Source organism: Caballeronia sp. LZ034LL (genome assembly GCF_031451215.1).
Classification (GTDB): Bacteria; Pseudomonadota; Gammaproteobacteria; order Burkholderiales; family Burkholderiaceae; genus Caballeronia.
In genome coordinates, this window is the sequence record NZ_JARUXR010000003.1 from 337,559 (window position 1) to 353,653 (window position 16,095).

Sequence of the window (16,095 nt, forward strand, 5' to 3'; positions counted from 1 at the left end):
ACTGCATGACAGATCTCGAGTTGCGAACGTCCAGGCCGCTCAGTGCCGCGTATTCGACGATAGACGGCGACGCGCTGGGCGGCTTCATTGCATCGGCCTATCCCTTCGATGCGCCGTTCACCTGCCGCCTGCTGAGGCGCGGTTTCAATGATGTATATCTGCTGCGCTTCGCCGATGGCCACAAGAAGGTTGCCCGACTGAGTTCGCGCCGGGCGAGAGGGGCGTCGAACGTCGCTTATGAAACCGCGCTGCTTCGGCACCTGAAGCAAGCCGGCGGCGATGTAGCAGCGCCGCTTGGCACGAATACGGGGGCGCTGAGCATCGAAGTCGCGGCGGTGGAAGGCCAGCGATCGCTCGTCGTGTTCGAGTATCTGGAAGGTCAATTTCCCGGTGTCGACCTGCAGGACACGAAGGCGATGGCGGCCAGCCTCGCGACGCTGCATCGTCTGGCGGGAGACTATGGCGGTCCGCCGAGTCAGTATGTGCTGGATCTCGGGCATCTCGTCATGCGGCCGTTGCAGCGGCTGCTGGATCACGAATCGACGGACAAGGCGCTCGCGGAACGCCTGCGAAAGATTGCCGCGGACCTGATCGCGAAGATCGAGGCGGCGCCGCAACTGACCAGGGTGGTCTGCCACGGCGACTGTCATGGCGGCAACACGTTCATGACGAGCGCTCCGGATGGCCGGCGCGTCGGCTCGTTCTTCGATTTCGACGACGGAGGCCCGGGTTATCTCGCCTATGACCTTGCGGTCTATCTCTGGGCCATGTTGCTGCACAGGGAGGAAGCGGCGCTCAGCGAAGAGCAGCACGCACGATGGACGTGTTTCGTCGAGGGTTATCGCGCGGTGTCGCCGGTGTCTCCGAACGATTACGCGGCGATTGCACGGTTCGTCTGCGCGCGGCATTTCTGGTTCCTGGGCGAATATGCAAGCCGCAGCGACGAATGGGGCTCGGCGGCGCTGCCGCTGGAATGGCTGCGGAAACAGGCCGGCAAGCTGGAGTCGTGGAGCGGGATGGAGACGCCGTGAAGGATGCGTGCCGTGGAACAATGTGCGGAAAGACGTGGCACGCAGGGCAATCAAGGACCATCGACAAGAATGAATTTCGACATCATCGGAGACATCCACGGGCAAGCCGACAAGCTTCGCGTGCTTCCGCAACGCCTGGGCTATGTCGAGCGCCATGGCGCAATGCGTCATCCGGAACGAACGGCGATCTTCGTCGGCGACTTCATCGACCGGGGTCCGCATCAGATGGACACGCTCCGGATCGTCCGCGCGATGACGGACGCAGGCAGTGCGCTAGCGGTCATGGGCAACCATGAATTCAATGCCATTGCGTGGTTCATGCGCGACCCCGCGCAAGACGAAGCGTATCTGCGTACCCGGCATGGAGCGCTGGGCGCGAGGAATCGTCATCAGCACGCCGCTTTTCTGGCCGAGGTCGAGGACACGCCGCACGTGCACGCGGACGTGATCGACTGGTTCATGACACTGCCGCTCTGGCTCGATCTGCCCGAGTGTCGCGTAGTGCATGCGTGCTGGCATCCGGACTTCATGGCGGAACTCGAACCGCAGCTGAAGCCTGGCCGTCTGCTCGACGAGACCATGATGGTCAAGGCGAGCCGCAGGGGTTCGAAGGAATACCGGCAGGTCGAGACCGTGCTGAAGGGCATCGAGGTGAAGCTTCCGCCTGGTTGTGGGTTCAAGGACAAGTCGGGCATCACGCGGCATGAAGCGCGCACGCGCTGGTGGGATCCGCATGCCGTCACGTATCGCGACGCTGCGCTCGTGCCGCCCGAGGACAAGGCGCAATTGCCCGATGCCGACATTCCGCCGACAGCCGCAATCGGCTATGCCGGCGACAAACCGGTGTTCATCGGGCACTACTGGATGACGGGCCGTCCCGAGGTTTTATCGTCGAAGGTGGCGTGTGTCGACTACAGCGCGGGGAAAGGCGGCCCGCTGGTCGCGTATCGGTGGAGCGGGGAGGATGCGCTGTCGTCGGCGAACTTCGTGTTGACCGGGGAGGGTTGAGTGGATTACGGAGGAGAGCGCGTCAATCATGCCTCCCGACCCTGATTCCGTTCGACCAGAACGTCCGCGCGTCTTCACCTGAAGGAAAGTCGGTGGGCGCGTCCCCCACAGCCAATGGGTCCACGTTTCGGACACAAAGTGTCCGAGTCGGCCATTACACTGGGCTTCGATCGATAACAACCTCGACACGCGCGACATCGTCGAGGTGTTGCTGGACAAGCTGCCGCGTTCCGCTTGAAGCGCTGCCCACGCGAATCGAAGCCTCCGCACATTCGCTAAAATTGATCCCCGCCGACAGCTCCACAGCCGATGCCGTCCGCCTGCTACCGCCGCACTCAATACGGAGTCTGCTTGAACCCGAATTCCCTGTCTCCCGGACTGATGCTCGTCCATGGCAACCGTTCCGAGCGTCTGCGCGACTTGCTGGTCGAGTGGATGAAGCGCTATCCGCTCGCGCCGCTCGAAAACGAAACCATCCTCGTGCAAAGCAACGGGATCGCGCAGTGGCTCAAGCTCGCGCTCGCCGCGCCCGCGCGTGCCGCGACCGGCGAGGGTGGCTGCGGGATTGCGGCGGCGCTCGACATCGTGTTGCCGTCGCGTTTCATCTGGAAGGCGTACCGCGCGGTGCTGGGCGCGGAGCAGGTCGCGGAAGTGTCGCCCTTCGACCGCACGCGCCTTGCTTGGCGCCTGATCCGCGTGGTGCCGGCGCTTGCCGGCCAGCCCGGCTTCGAGCCGCTCAGGCGCTTCATCAGCGAGGACGACGATCTCCGCAAGCGCTACCAGCTCGCCATGCGTCTCGCGGATCTGTTCGAGCAGTATCAGATGTATCGCGCCGACTGGCTCGCGGCATGGGCACGCGGCGAGGACGTGGCGATCAGTGCGCGCGGCGAACCCGAGCCGCTGCCCGACGAGCAGCGCTGGCAAGCCGCGTTGTGGCGCGCGTTGCTGGACGACGTGGCGCAGTCGCCGGGCGCCGGAAGCGGCGATATCTCATCGACGGGCGGGCGCGCCGCCGTTCACGAAGCATTCATGGCCGCCGCCGCCAGCTTGCCTCACGACATACGCCCCGCGGGCTTGCCGCGCCGTATCGTCGTGTTCGGTATTTCGAGCCTGCCGCGCCAGTCGCTGGAGGCGCTCGCGGCGCTGTCGCGTTGGAGCCAGGTGCTGTTGTGCGTGCCGAATCCGTGCGCGCACTACTGGGCCGACATCGTTCCCGACAAGGACCTGCTGCGCGCCGAGCACTCGCGCCAGACGCGGCGTGCCGGCGCGCCCGCCGAACTGAACGCGGACGAACTGCATCTGCATGCGCATCCGCTGCTCGCGTCCTGGGGCAAGCAGGGGCGCGACTTCATCGGCCTGCTCGACGAGTTCGATAGCGCCGAAGCCCGCGAGAGCTATCGCGCGCAGTTCACCAACATCGGCGAGCGGATCGACCTGTTCGAGGAACGCGAAGCCGAAACGATGCTGGAGCAGTTGCAGGACGACATCCGCGACCTGCGTCCGCTCAGCGAAACGCGCGAGACCTGGCCGCCCGTCGATCCGGAATTCGACGATTCGATCCGCTTTCACATCGCCCATGGCGCGCAGCGCGAGGTGGAGATCCTCCACGACCAGTTGCTCGCCGCCTTCAACGCCGATGAAACCCTGCGCCCGCGCGACATCATCGTGATGGTGCCGGACATCGAGAGCTATGCGCCGCATATCCAGGCCGTGTTCGGTCTGCTGGAGCGCGGCGATCCGCGCCATATTCCGTTCACGGTCGCCGACCGCGGCCAGCGCGCGGCCGACCCGTTGATCGGCGCGCTGGAAACGCTGCTCGATCTGCCGCGCTCGCGCTTCACGGTCAGCGATCTGCTCGATCTGCTCGATGTTCCCGCGCTGCGCCGCCGTTTCGGCATCACGACCGCCGACCTGCCGCGCCTGCGCGCCTGGGTGCGCGGCGCGAACGTGCGCTGGGGGCTGCACGCGAAGCAGCGCGCGAGTCTCGGCTTGCCGAAGGAAGCCGAAGCCGACGCGCTGCATACCTGGGCGTTCGGCCTGCGGCGCATGCTGCTCGGCTACGCGGTCGGCAGCGATGCGGCGGCGTGGCAGGGGATCGAGCCGTTCGGCGAAGTCGGCGGCCTCGATGCCGCGTTGCTCGGCCCGCTCGCGCGCCTGCTCGACGCGCTCGATCACGCATGGACCACGCTCGGCACGCCGGCGACGCCCGCCGAGTGGGCCGTGCGTTTGCGCGGCCTGCGCGAGACCTTCTTCTTCTCGGAGGAGGCCGACGACGCCTATACCTTCGCGCATCTCGACAGCGTGCTGCAAGGCTGGCTCGACGCCTGCACGGAGGCGCAGCTGGAAGACGCGCTGCCTCTTTCGGTGGTTGCGGATCACTGGCTGTCGCAGCTCGACCAGAACGAACTGTCGCAGCGCTTCTTCGGCGGCGCGGTGACCTTCGCGACGCTCATGCCGATGCGCGCGATCCCGTTCCGCCGCGTCTGCCTGCTCGGCATGAACGACGGCGACTATCCGCGCACCCGCGTGCCGATGGACTTCGATATGATGCGCGGCCACTATCGTCCGGGCGATCGTTCGCGGCGCGAGGATGATCGCTACCTGCTGCTGGAAGCGGTGCTGTCGGCGCGGGATCACCTGCATGTGTCGTGGGTCGGGCGCAGCATCAACGACAACACCGAGCGGCCGCCGTCGGTGCTGATCGGGCAATTGCGGGATCACCTGGCGCAGGGCTGGACGTCCTTCGACGAGTCCAATCTGCTCGAAGCCATCACCGTGGAGCATCGCTTGCAGCCGTTCAGCGCGGCCTACTTCCACGACGAGGACGCGCGTCTCTTCACCTATGCCGGCGAATGGCGCAAGACGCCTGCCGCCGATGCCCGTTCAGCCGATGACGCGCCGCTCGAGCTGCCCGAGCGCGAAGAGCCGCTGTCGCTGCGCGAGCTTTCCGAGTTCGCCAAGGATCCGGTGAAGAGTTTCTTCCGACAGCGCCTGCGCGTATCGCTCGACGACGAAGAAGCCGCCAGCGCCGACGAAGAGCCGTTCGAACTCGATCATCTCGCGCAATGGTCCTTGCAGAACGAGCTGATCCAGGCGCAGGCCGCCGGTCCGCTGACCGACGAAGCGCTCGCCCAGACCCGCGAGATGGTCATGGCGGCCATCCGGAGACGTGGCGATCTGGCGAGCGGCGGTTTCGGCGATCACGTGAGCGGCAAGCTGCTCGAACCGATGGACGCGCTCTTCGAAGCATGGCGCGCGCAGCTCGAACGCTGGCCGGTCGTGATCGAGCGCGATCGCGAGGTGCGCTTCGAGACGGCGGGCGTCGCGCGGAACACGCTCGAACTGGCGGACTGGCTCGGTCACTGGCGCACCGACGAAACAGGCCGGGTCGCGCGTCTGCTGCTGTCGAGCAGCGCGCTCGTCGATGACAAGCGCCAGTATCGCTATGCGAAGCTGCTCGGACAGTGGGTCGAGCATCTGGCTGCGAATCTGGACAGCGCCGTGACGACGGTGGTGGTGAGCAAGAAGGGCTCGGTCGAGATGGCGCCGGTCGCGCAGGAGGACGCGCGCACGCATCTGGGCGATCTGATGCGGCTGTGGGAAGAGGGCATGACCCGGCCCTTGCCATTCGCGCTGGATACGGCGCTCAAGTGGCTGTTCGAAAGCGGCAAGGGCGAGGCGGCGGCGCACGGCAAGGCGCGCTCCACGTACGAAGGCAGTCCGCCGTTCAAGTTCGGCGAAGTGGAGGAGAGCGCGTCGCTGCGGCGCGCCTATCCCGACTACGACGCGCTCGTCGCGAGCGGCGAATTCATGGCGTATGCGAAGCGCATGCTCGAACCGATGCTCGCCGCGCTCGCCAGCAATCCCGCCGCCACCGATGCCGCCGATGCCGCCGCAGGAGCCGAAGCATGACCGACCCGCTCGAACCGTCCCACCTGCCGCAACCGCTCGAACCGCTGCGCTTTCCGTTGACGGGGCGCAGTCTCATCGAGGCGAGCGCCGGCACGGGCAAGACCTTCACCATCGCGATGCTTTATGTGCGGCTCGTGCTCGGCCACGATCCCGAAGCCGCGTACGGAGACGGGCCGTCGCGTCCGCTCACGCCGCCGGAGATTCTCGTCGTCACCTTCACGGACGCGGCCACGAAGGAACTGCGCGACCGTATCCGCGCGCGCCTGACCGAAGCGGCGCGCTACTTCCAGGATGAGCCGGACGCCGTCGCCGACGATCTGCTGCACGAACTGCGCGAGCAATACGATCCGGCGCTGTGGTCCGCGTGCGCACGACGTCTCGCGCTCGCTGCCGAATGGATGGACGAGGCCGCGGTGTCGACCATTCACGGCTGGTGCAATCGCATGCTGCGCGAGCATGCGTTCGACAGCGACAGCCTGTTCGAACAGACGCTCGAAACAGATCAGAGCGACCTGCTCGCCGAAGTGGTGCGCGATTACTGGCGCACCTTCATGGCGCCGCTCAATGCTGACGACGCAGCCGCCGTCACGATCTGGGCAGCGGGACCCGAGGCGCTGCAAAAGGCGCTGCGCAACCTGCTCGACGTGAGCGCGCTGCTGCCCGACGCGAAGACGCCCGCCGAGGAACTTGCCGCGCGCCCGCAACTGCTGGCGGCGCTCAAGGAGCCGTGGAAAACGTGGCCCGCGGAGATGTCGGACCTGCTCGACCAGGCGCACAAGGAAGGACGCTACGACAAGAAAAAGTACGCACCGGCCACCTGCCGCAAATGGTTTCAGGCGCTGACCGACTGGGCGAACGATCCCGAACTGCACGAGCCGAAGCTGACGAAGACGGCGATCAGCCGGCTGTCGCCCGGTGAACTCGAAGAGCACTGCGCGCCGGGCGCGACGCCGCTTGCGCACGAAGCATTCGATGCGCTCGCGACGCTCATGCCCCGGCTCGACGCGATCAAGGCATGCCGCGGCACGATCCTCGCGCATGCGGCGCGCTGGGTGGCGCAGCGCTTCGGCGACGAGCAGGCGAGCCGCGCGCAGATGGGTTTCGACGATCTGCTCGAACGGCTCGACGCGGCGTTGCAGGGGCCGAACGGCGCGCGCCTCGCGGAAGTTATCCGCCGGCAGTTTCCGGTCGCGCTGATCGACGAGTTCCAGGACACGGACCCGGTGCAGTACCGCATCTTCGACGCGGTGTATCGCGAGGAAGCCGACGGCGACGGCAGCCGCACGGCGCTCATCATGATCGGCGACCCGAAGCAGGCCATCTATGCGTTTCGCGGGGCCGACATCTTCACTTACCTGGCGGCGCGGCGCTCCTGCGGGACGCGGCTGTTTACGCTGGCGAAGAACTTCCGCTCGACGCACGCGATGGTGGCCGCCGTGAACCACTGCTTCAACCTGGCGGAGACGCGCGAGGACGGCACGGGCGCGTTCCTGTTCCGGCGCGGCGGGGCGAATCCGGTGCCGTTCGTGAGCGTGGCCGCGCAGGGCCGCAAGGACCGTTTCGTCGTGGAAGGCGAGACGCCGCGCGCGCTGACGCTGTGGTCGATCGGACCCGGCAGCGCCGAAACCGCCGATGAACCGCTTGCCAAGGGCGCCTACCTCGAGCGCATGGCGGCGGCGTGCGCCACCGACATGGTGCGGCTGCTCGAACTCGGCCGGCGCGGCGCGGCGGGCTTTGAAGGCGCAGCGGGCTTCGAAGGCGCAGCGGGACGGCGCGCGCTGCGTCCCGCCGACATGGCCGTGCTCGTCAACAACCGCGATGAAGCGCGCAAGATCCGCGCGGAACTGGGCGCGCGCGGCGTGCGCTCGGTGTATCTGTCCGACAAGGATTCGGTGTACGCGAGCGAACAGGCGGGCGAGGTGGCGCACTGGCTGGCGGCGTGCGCCGAACCGGAAGATGGCCGGCTCGTGCGCAATGCGCTCGCCACCACGACGCTCGGCCTGTCGTACGCAGACCTCGATGCCCTGTTCCGCGACGAAGCGCGCTGGGAAGCGTGCATGCTGCAATTTCGCGGCTATCGCGAATACTGGCGCACGAAGGGCATCCTGCCGATGCTGCGCACGTTCCTGAACGACTTCCACGTGCCGGCGCGGCTGCTCGGACTCGATGCAAACGCTCCGCGCCCGGACGCCGACGGCGAGCGCGTGCTCACCGACCTGCTGCATCTGGCGGAACTGTTGCAGCAGGCCAGCGTGCTGATCGAAGGCGAGCAGGGTCTGATCCGGCATCTGCACGAAGAGCGCGAAGCCGCCGGCGACGGCGCGGGTGGCGATGCGCGCCAGATCCGCCTGGAAAGCGACGGCGATCTGGTCAAGGTGGTGACCATCCACAAGTCGAAGGGGCTGGAATATCCGCTCGTGTTCCTGCCGTTCATCTGCGCCTACCGTCAGGTCGATGCCGGCGACACCCTGATCAAATGGCACGATGACGACGGCGCGCTGCACGTCGCCATCGACGGTGCCGGCGAGATGCTCGGACGCGCCGACGACGAGCGCCTCGGCGAAGACCTGCGCAAGCTCTATGTCGCGTTGACGCGGGCGCGTTACGCGACGTGGCTCGGCATCGGGCCGCTCAAGGCGCTGGAGCGCAGCGCGATCGGCTATCTGCTGAACGGGCGCCATGCGCTCGGGCCGGCGCGTCTGGGCGCAGCGTTGCAGGAGGGCTTCGGGGCGTCGGACGACGTCGCATTGCTGCCCGCCCCCGAAGCCGGCGTCGAACGGTTCCAGGCGGATGGAACGGAGCAGCAGCGCGGCGCGGCGCGCGTCTCGGCGCGCGTGGTGCGCGAAGCGTGGTGGATCGCCAGCTATTCGAGCCTGAAGACGGTGGGCGGCGTGCATACGGTCGAGCCGGAAACGCGCCGGCAGGACGTGTTCAACGAGATCCGCGACGCGCAAAGCGATGGCGAGGACGCGGCGAGCGGCGCAGAGGACACCGCGCCCGACATCGCCGCGCCGCGCATGCCGGCGCCGTCCAGCGATACCGCCGCCGCCTTGCACGATTTCCCGCGCGGCTCGCAGCAGGGCAGCTTCCTGCACGACCTGCTCGAATGGGCCGCCGAACGGGGCTTCGAGCAGACCGCGAACGATCCGGACGAACTGCGCGAAGTCATCGCCCGGCGTTGCAGCGTGCGCGGCTGGGAACGCTGGATCGATCCGCTCAATGCGTGGATGCAGCAGATCATCACGACGCCTTTCGTATTGAAGCCGGACTACGGCATGCGGCCGGCGTCGTTCACGCTGGCCGGCCTGAAGACGGCCATCGGCGAGATGGAGTTCTGGTTCGCGGCCGAGCGTGTCGACACCATCGAGCTCGACCGGCTCGTGTGCGCGCATACCTTCGGCGGCGCCGAGCGTCCCGCGCTGGAACAGACCCAGCTCAACGGCATGCTGAAGGGCTTCATGGATCTGGTGTTCGAGGACGACGGACGCTATTACGTGGCGGACTACAAATCGAACTGGCTCGGCGCGGATGACGCCCAGTACACCGTCGAGCGCATTCGCACGCAGATGCTGCGCTCGCGCTATGACCTGCAAATGGTGCTGTATCTGCTCGCGCTGCATCGTCTGCTGAAGGCGCGCCTGCCGGACTACGACTACGACGTGCACATGGGCGGCGCGGTCTACCTGTTCGTGCGCGGATTGAATGCGCCGTCGCAGGGCGTGTGCGCGGAGCGTCCGCCACGCGAGCTGATCGAACGGCTCGATGCCTTGTTCATGGGCGAGCAACATGCCCTTGCCGCCAGACTGGAGACACAATGAGCACGCAGTTCTTTCCGGCTGCGGCCGCCGTTCCCTTCGATGCACGCCGCGCGCTCGACAGCGCCCATGACGCGATCCAGCTGCTCACGCAATGGGTGCAGCGCGGCTGGCTGCGTGAAGTCGATGCCGCCTTCGCCCAGTTTCTCGCGCGCGAGGCCGACGACGCCTCCGGCCTGCTGATCCTGGCGGCGGCGTTCGCCAGCCATCAGCTCGGGCGCGGGCACGCGTGTCTCGACTTGTCCGCGACGCTCTCCGATCCCACTTTCGCGTTGTCCCTGCCGCCGGATGGCGCGCCTGCCCGCGGCCACTCCGGCGCTGAGGACGACGACGACGCGCACCTGCTGCCGTCCAGCGTGCTCAAGGGCGTGACGCTCGAACGCTGGCAGACGGCGCTGGCTCATCCCGCCTTGCTGAGCGACGGCCCGGGCGACACGCCGCTCGTGCTCTCGGACGAGCGGCTGTATCTGCGTCGCTACTGGCGATACGAACAGGATGTGTGCCGGGCGATCCATGAACGCATCGCGGCTGACGACACGGTGCAGGACACGTTCGACATGCCCGCGCTGCGGCATGCGCTCGATGCGCTCTTTCCCACCGCCCCCACGGCATCCGGCGACGAAGCCGAAGCCGACTGGCAGAAGCTGGCCTGCGCGCTGGCCGCGAAGAGCGCGTTCGCCATCGTGACGGGCGGGCCGGGCACCGGCAAGACGACGACCGTCGTCAAGCTGCTGGCGCTGTTGCAGGCCCAGGCGCTGGCGCGCGCCGCCTCCCCGCGCGCGTTGCGCATCCGCCTCGCCGCGCCGACCGGCAAGGCGGCGGCGCGGCTGAACGAGTCGATTGCGGGCGCGGTGGCGAAACTGCCGCTCGACGCCTTTCCCCAAGGCGAGGCGATCCGCGCGGCGATTCCCGTCGACGTGACCACGCTGCACCGGCTGCTCGGCACGGTGCCGGACTCGCGGCGCTTTCGCCATCACGCGGGCCGTCCGCTGTCGCTCGACGTGCTGGTGATCGACGAAGCATCAATGGTCGATCTGGAGATGATGAACGCGGTGCTTGCCGCCTTGCCGCGCGGCGCGCGCATCGTGCTGCTGGGCGACAAGGACCAGCTCGCGTCGGTCGAGGCGGGCGCGGTGCTGGGCGAGTTGTGCAGCCGGGCCGCGCGCGCGCATTACACGCCGGCCACGCAGGCCTGGCTCGAAGCGGCAAGCGGCGAACGCGTCGCCGCGCATTACATCGATCCGGCGGGCGGCGCGCTGGATCAGGGCATCGCGATGCTGCGCAAGAGCCACCGCTTTTCGTCGACGAGCGGGATCGGCAAGCTCGCGCATGCGGTCAACGAAGGCAAGGGCGGCGACCTCGCGAAGATTCTCGCGAAGGGCCATGAGGACATCGCGTACGTGGACTGTCCCGAGCGCGGCGATGCGGTGCTGAAGGCGCTGGCTGTGGAAGGCGCGGTGGCCGCGACGGGCGTGACCGGCGACCTCTTTGCCGAGACGCCCGTGCGCCACGGCTATCGGCACTATCTGCAGACGATGCACGACCACAAGCCCGCGTCAAACGCCGATGACGACGCCTTCGACGCCTGGGCGCATGCCGTACTGCGCGCGCATGGCGAGTTCCAGTTGCTGAGCGCGCTGCGGCGCGGGCCGTGGGGTGTCGAGGGCTTGAACCGGCGCATTGCGCGGCTGTTGCAGGACGAGCAGCTGATTCACGCGGGCGCCGAGTGGTATGCGGGACGGCCGGTGCTCGTCACCCGCAACGACTACGAACTGGGACTCATGAACGGCGACATCGGCATTACGCTCGCGCGGCCGGACCGCGACGGCAAGCCGATGCTGCGCGTCGCGTTCGCGGCCGGCGATGGCTCGTCGCGCATTCATTGGGTGCTGCCGAGCCGGCTGCAGGCCGTCGAGACCGTGTTCGCGCTCACGGTGCACAAGTCGCAGGGTTCCGAGTTCACGCACGCCGCGCTGGTGCTGCCCGAGCGGATCAGCCCGGTGCTGACGCGCGAACTCGTCTATACCGGCATCACGCGCGCGCGCAGGTTCCTGACGATTGCCAGCGCGGGCGGCATGGCGCTGGTCGAGCAGGCGGTGCGGGCGAGCGTGCAGCGCGCGAGCGGTTTGTCTGCGGCGTTCGACGCGCGGTGATTCCGGCATCGGCGGGACGGTCATCGGGCAAGGGACGAACTACCTCCCCGCGCTCTGCCCGCCATCCACATGCAGGATCTCCCCCGTGACGAACGGCGCCGAATCGAGATAGAGAATGGCGTTCGCGATATCGCTCGTCTCGCCCATGCGCCCGAGCGGATGAAACGCCCCCAATGCCTCGTGATTCTCCGCCGCATGCATCGGCGTCTTGATGATGCCGGGCGCCACCGCATTGACCCGGATGCCCTTACGCGCATATTCGATCGCCAGGGATTTCGTCGCGGCGTTCAGGCCGCCTTTCGTCAGCGCGGCCAGCACCGAATAGATGCCGCTCATCGCCGCATGATCGATGCTGGTCGTCACGGTCACCACATGGCCGCTCGCCTGCTTTTCCATTTCGGCGATCGCAAGCTGCGTGATATGAAAGAAGCCCGCCATGTTCACGTTCATCACGGCCGCGTAGTCTTCGGCGGTGTGTTCGGTGAACGGCTTGCCGAGGTAGATGCCAGCATTGTTCACGAGCGTATCGATTCTGCCGAAGCGGGCCATGCCTTCCGAAATGACGCGGCGGGCCGTTGCCGAGTCGCCGATATCGCCGGCGACGCTCAGGATGTTCTCGTCGTCCGACGGCCTGATGGATCGCGAGGTCGCGACGATGCGGTAATCGAGTTGACGGAATGCCTTGACGACTGCAGCGCCAATGCCTTGCGATGCGCCGGTGACGACGACCACCTTGTGTGACGTGTTCATGCTTGACCCAGGAAAAGAGTGTGTGGCTTGACGGCGGAATGATGGAAGCTTTCGATCGAAGCCATTCCGCCGCGTTGATGCGGGCTTTAGAACTCAGCGCTTGCCCGCCTGCGCGAGCCATTGCTCGAGACTGATGCGGCCGATCCGCGCCTGGCCGAGCGGCACGAGCGACTGCTCGTCGACACGGCCGCCATAGTAGAGGGCATCGCGATCCGTCACGACCGGGCGCGTGTCGCCCTGCGCTTGCAGATAGCGCGCGATGATCTCCGCGAAAAGCTTCCGGTCAGGACCCGCGATGTCGACGATGCCGTTCACCGGCGCACCGAGCGCGACCTGAGCGAGGTTGTCGGCGACGTCATCGGCGGCGATCGGCTGGAACAGGCCTTCGCCGATGCGCACCGTTCCATCGACCATGCTGAAATCGGCGATGCCGCCGATGAACTCCATGAACTGCGTCGCCCGAACGATGGAGTACGGCACGCCCGCGGCCGCGATCAGCTTTTCCTGCTCGACCTTGGCGACGAAGTAGGCATTCTCCGGCGTGCGGTCGCACCCGACGATGGAAAGCGCAACGTGATGACGGACGCCCGCCGCGGCTTCGGCGCGGCCGACATTGCGGGCCGACGTGCGGAAAAAGTCGAGTACCGCCTGCGGTTCCCACGAAGGCGCGTTCGTGACATCGACGACGGCATCCGCGCCGGCAAAGGCGTGATCCAGTCCTTCGCCGGTGATCGCGTTGACACCGCTGCGTGGCGATGCGGCGAGCGCTTCATGGCCGACCTCGCCGAGCCGTGCGACGACACGCGATCCGATCAGGCCGGAACCACCCAATACGACGATCTTCATGGCAGATTCTCCCGAACATAAGAATGATTACGCGATGTCTGGGGAGGCTGCGACTTGCGCACAGCCGGTCGCGCCAGGACATCGTGTAAAGCATTGTGGAAGAATCTTGTTCCACCATAAAGTGCCAAGAATGGGTGATCTGACTAGTCCATTCCGGCGCTTCTGTCCAGGGCTTCAGTAGCAACTAGCCAGCGGGTCCACGCGGCTCGTCTGCGGGAGACAGCCGCATGCGTTCGAGAACGGCTGCCACCAGCGCGGCTGCGTCTTCGATATCGTCGGTGATCTGCGCGATGCTGTTGAGGCGTTCATCGATGAGCAGCATCGCCAGCCCGTGCACATAGGCCCAGCCGGCCGTCATCTCGATGGCCCGCGCCGTGTCGATGCGCTGTATCGGCTATTCCGGCACATTCGCCGGACCCAGCGTGCCTGCCAGCGCGCGAATCGACATGCGTCTGGCCTGAAGCAGCGCCTCGTTCGACTGATCGAGCAACTCGTTGCGCGACATCAGCCTGAAAAGATCCGGCTGCTTCAGCGCGAAGCGGATGTAGCCGCGCCCGATTTACGCGATATCCTTCGCCTGGGCGGTCGCATTCGCGGTGATGGTCGCGGCCGATGTGCTGATGGCGTACATGACGTCGGTGCCGCACTCGGTCGGCATTGTCATTACGATTGCGGCGCTGTACGCGGCGATCAAGTTCACCGGATGGTATCCGCAGCAGCAACAGCGTGCGGCCCAGCGGGCATGAAACACCCTTATCGGAGAGGTTCATGAGCACGCCATCGAGGATCGTCGACGCACATGTCCACTTCTACGACTCGGGACACAATCGTCACGCATTCCTGGAGCGCGTGGATCCGGGCTATGAAGCCTTCGGCGGCCACTGCGATGCGCTGCCGCGTCGCTATCTGGTGGCGGACTCTCTCGCGGATACGCGCGATCATCGCGTCGAAGGCGTGGTCTGGCATGAGTTCCTGTCCGACGATCCGTGGCAGGAAGCGTCCTGGGCACAGGAACGTGCGAACGATTCCGGCGTACGGCATGCGCTTGTCGCCATCGTCGATTTTCTCGATCCGGAACTTGAACGCAAACTCGATCAGTATCAAGAGTTGCCGAAGCTGACTGCCGTGCGCGAGCATCTCATCTGGGATCCGTCGAATCCGCTCAAGCGTTTCGCCAAGCGGCCCGATCTGCTTGAATATCCGGCGTGGCGCAAGCAGCTGGGTCTGCTCGAAGGGCGCTCACTCAAGTGCGGTCTGGAGATATTCGCGCACCAGCTGCCTGCGTTGACGGCTGTCATCAACGCCTATCCGCATATCGGTTTTACGGTGGCCGTGATGGGCTGGCCGCTCGACCTGTCCAACGACGGTTTCACGCGCTGGCGCAACGACCTCGCCGAACTGGCACGCTGCGACAACATCCGCGTAAGCATCTCGGCGCTCGAATGCATCTTCGGCATGCGGTGGACAGCGGACCAGGCGGAGCCGTGGGTGCGTGCCACGCTGGACACGATCGGCGTGTCGCGATGCATGTTCGGCAGCCATATGCCGATTGCAGGACTGTCGACCGGCTATGCAGAGCTGTACGCGCGTTATGCGGGCTTCGTCGAAACGTATTCCGCCGATGAGCGCGATGCACTTTTCTACGGCGTCGCGAACGACTGGTTCAATCCATCCTGAGCGCCGCATCGACGATGACTGCTCGCGATGCCGGCCGCCGGCCGGCAGGCGGGCTCATGTTACGATCGTTGCTGTATTCCGAAAGCTTTCCAGCCATACCCTGTTGCCGTTCACGCCGCGTCCTTCCGCGCGTACTGCACGACAGGCGTGACCGCACCGTCCATCCCTGAACATCCCGACACGACCCGATGGCTTCGCCATGAAGCAGCCCATGCAGGTCGAGCAGAAGTGACACTGGAGTCATGCAGCAATGAACAAGTCAAAGACCAAGTTGACCCGTATGGATGCCGAGCGGCTTTTCGAAGGGCTGGCGCCGTCGAAGACCAAGGTGTCGAGTCGCCCGGAGAATCCGTTCGGTCCCGCGACGTCGGACGTCGTGAAGCGCGTCGAGGACGACGAGGCCGCGCTGTGGAAGGACAACCTGATTACGCTTCCGGTCGGCATGGATCTGCCAAAAGGCTATGCGTCGGCGGCACTGATGCGCGAAGCGATGACACGGGCATTGCACGTGAAGTGGGTCCGGGAAGGCAAGGACGAGATCGTCGCGGAATTCCCGGAAGGCTGGGAAGCGGTTCGCCCGAAGACTGGCGCCATCGAACTGCGGGATGCCGGCGGCCGCGTTCGCGCGGTGTACGGCTGGGCCAAGGATGCCGAGTTTCGGCTGCTGCCGCGTTATCTCGTCGAATCACAGTCGCATGGCTCGAACGGACTCGGCAGCGTGCTGGTTCGCGATCGCGAGAACGGGCGCATCGTCGAGCGCTCGTCGAACTGGTCTGCACAGACCGGAACCCGTCATCCGGACTGGCCGAAGCTCACCGCGTGGCTCGATGCCCACTATCCGGATCACCATGATCCGCTGCGTTACTGGGAAGACTGCGAGAGCAATCTGCGGGGTTGAGCGGG

11 protein-coding genes are annotated in these 16,095 nt (G+C 66.3%); 8 read left to right on the top strand and 3 right to left on the bottom strand.

The genetic code is table 11. From position 1 onward, the window contains the following. The first annotated feature begins 5 nt into the window (after positions 1 to 5). The 5 genes from QCE83_RS22635 (at position 6) to recD (ending at position 11,919) form a co-directional block, all read left to right on the top strand. On the top strand, positions 6 to 1,031 hold the full coding sequence (locus QCE83_RS22635) for a phosphotransferase (protein ID WP_309816426.1): 1,026 nt from the start codon (positions 6 to 8) through the stop codon (positions 1,029 to 1,031). Between the two features lie 69 nt (positions 1,032 to 1,100). Further along, positions 1,101 to 2,039 carry a metallophosphoesterase gene (locus tag QCE83_RS22640; RefSeq protein ID WP_309816430.1) on the top strand — a complete coding sequence of 313 codons (939 nt, stop codon included), beginning with the start codon at positions 1,101 to 1,103 and terminating at the stop codon, positions 2,037 to 2,039. Between the two features lie 351 nt (positions 2,040 to 2,390). After that, the gene (recC, locus tag QCE83_RS22645) at positions 2,391 to 5,951 is read left to right on the top strand and encodes an exodeoxyribonuclease V subunit gamma (protein WP_309816432.1); all 3,561 of its coding nucleotides are present in this window, start codon (positions 2,391 to 2,393) and stop codon (positions 5,949 to 5,951) included. Then, positions 5,948 to 9,769: an exodeoxyribonuclease V subunit beta gene (gene recB / locus QCE83_RS22650; RefSeq protein ID WP_309816435.1), complete on the top strand. Its 3,822-nt coding sequence runs from the start codon at positions 5,948 to 5,950 to the stop codon at positions 9,767 to 9,769. Before recC ends, recB begins: the two co-directional genes overlap by 4 nt. Continuing rightward, positions 9,766 to 11,919, top strand: coding sequence for an exodeoxyribonuclease V subunit alpha (recD, locus tag QCE83_RS22655; protein ID WP_309816438.1), 2,154 nt, complete (start codon positions 9,766 to 9,768; stop codon positions 11,917 to 11,919). Before recB ends, recD begins: the two co-directional genes overlap by 4 nt. 39 nt (positions 11,920 to 11,958) lie before the next feature. Here recD and QCE83_RS22660 read toward each other — a convergent pair whose 3' ends face one another. From QCE83_RS22660 to QCE83_RS22670, 3 genes are all read right to left on the bottom strand, one after another. Then, positions 11,959 to 12,669 (bottom strand): SDR family oxidoreductase, encoded by a 711-nt coding sequence (locus QCE83_RS22660; RefSeq protein WP_309816440.1) that lies wholly within the window; start codon positions 12,667 to 12,669, stop codon positions 11,959 to 11,961. A gap of 93 nt (positions 12,670 to 12,762) precedes the next feature. Then, the gene (locus QCE83_RS22665; RefSeq protein ID WP_309816442.1) at positions 12,763 to 13,515 is read right to left on the bottom strand and encodes an SDR family oxidoreductase; all 753 of its coding nucleotides are present in this window, start codon (positions 13,513 to 13,515) and stop codon (positions 12,763 to 12,765) included. Positions 13,516 to 13,699: 184 nt separating this feature from the next. Continuing rightward, positions 13,700 to 13,873 carry a hypothetical protein gene (locus tag QCE83_RS22670; RefSeq protein WP_309816444.1) on the bottom strand — a complete coding sequence of 58 codons (174 nt, stop codon included), beginning with the start codon at positions 13,871 to 13,873 and terminating at the stop codon, positions 13,700 to 13,702. 241 nt (positions 13,874 to 14,114) lie between these two features. Here QCE83_RS22670 and QCE83_RS22675 point away from each other — a divergent pair, with 241 nt between their 5' ends. From QCE83_RS22675 to QCE83_RS22685, 3 genes are all read left to right on the top strand, one after another. Beyond that, positions 14,115 to 14,261 carry a hypothetical protein gene (locus tag QCE83_RS22675; RefSeq protein ID WP_309816447.1) on the top strand — a complete coding sequence of 49 codons (147 nt, stop codon included), beginning with the start codon at positions 14,115 to 14,117 and terminating at the stop codon, positions 14,259 to 14,261. 22 nt (positions 14,262 to 14,283) lie between these two features. Next, positions 14,284 to 15,192, top strand: a complete 909-nt coding sequence (locus tag QCE83_RS22680) for an amidohydrolase family protein (protein ID WP_309816450.1) — start codon at positions 14,284 to 14,286, stop codon at positions 15,190 to 15,192. Positions 15,193 to 15,442: 250 nt separating this feature from the next. Beyond that, a complete protein-coding gene (locus QCE83_RS22685) occupies positions 15,443 to 16,090 on the top strand; it encodes a hypothetical protein (RefSeq protein ID WP_309816453.1) in 648 nt (215 codons plus the stop codon). Positions 16,091 to 16,095: the final 5 nt, after the last annotated feature.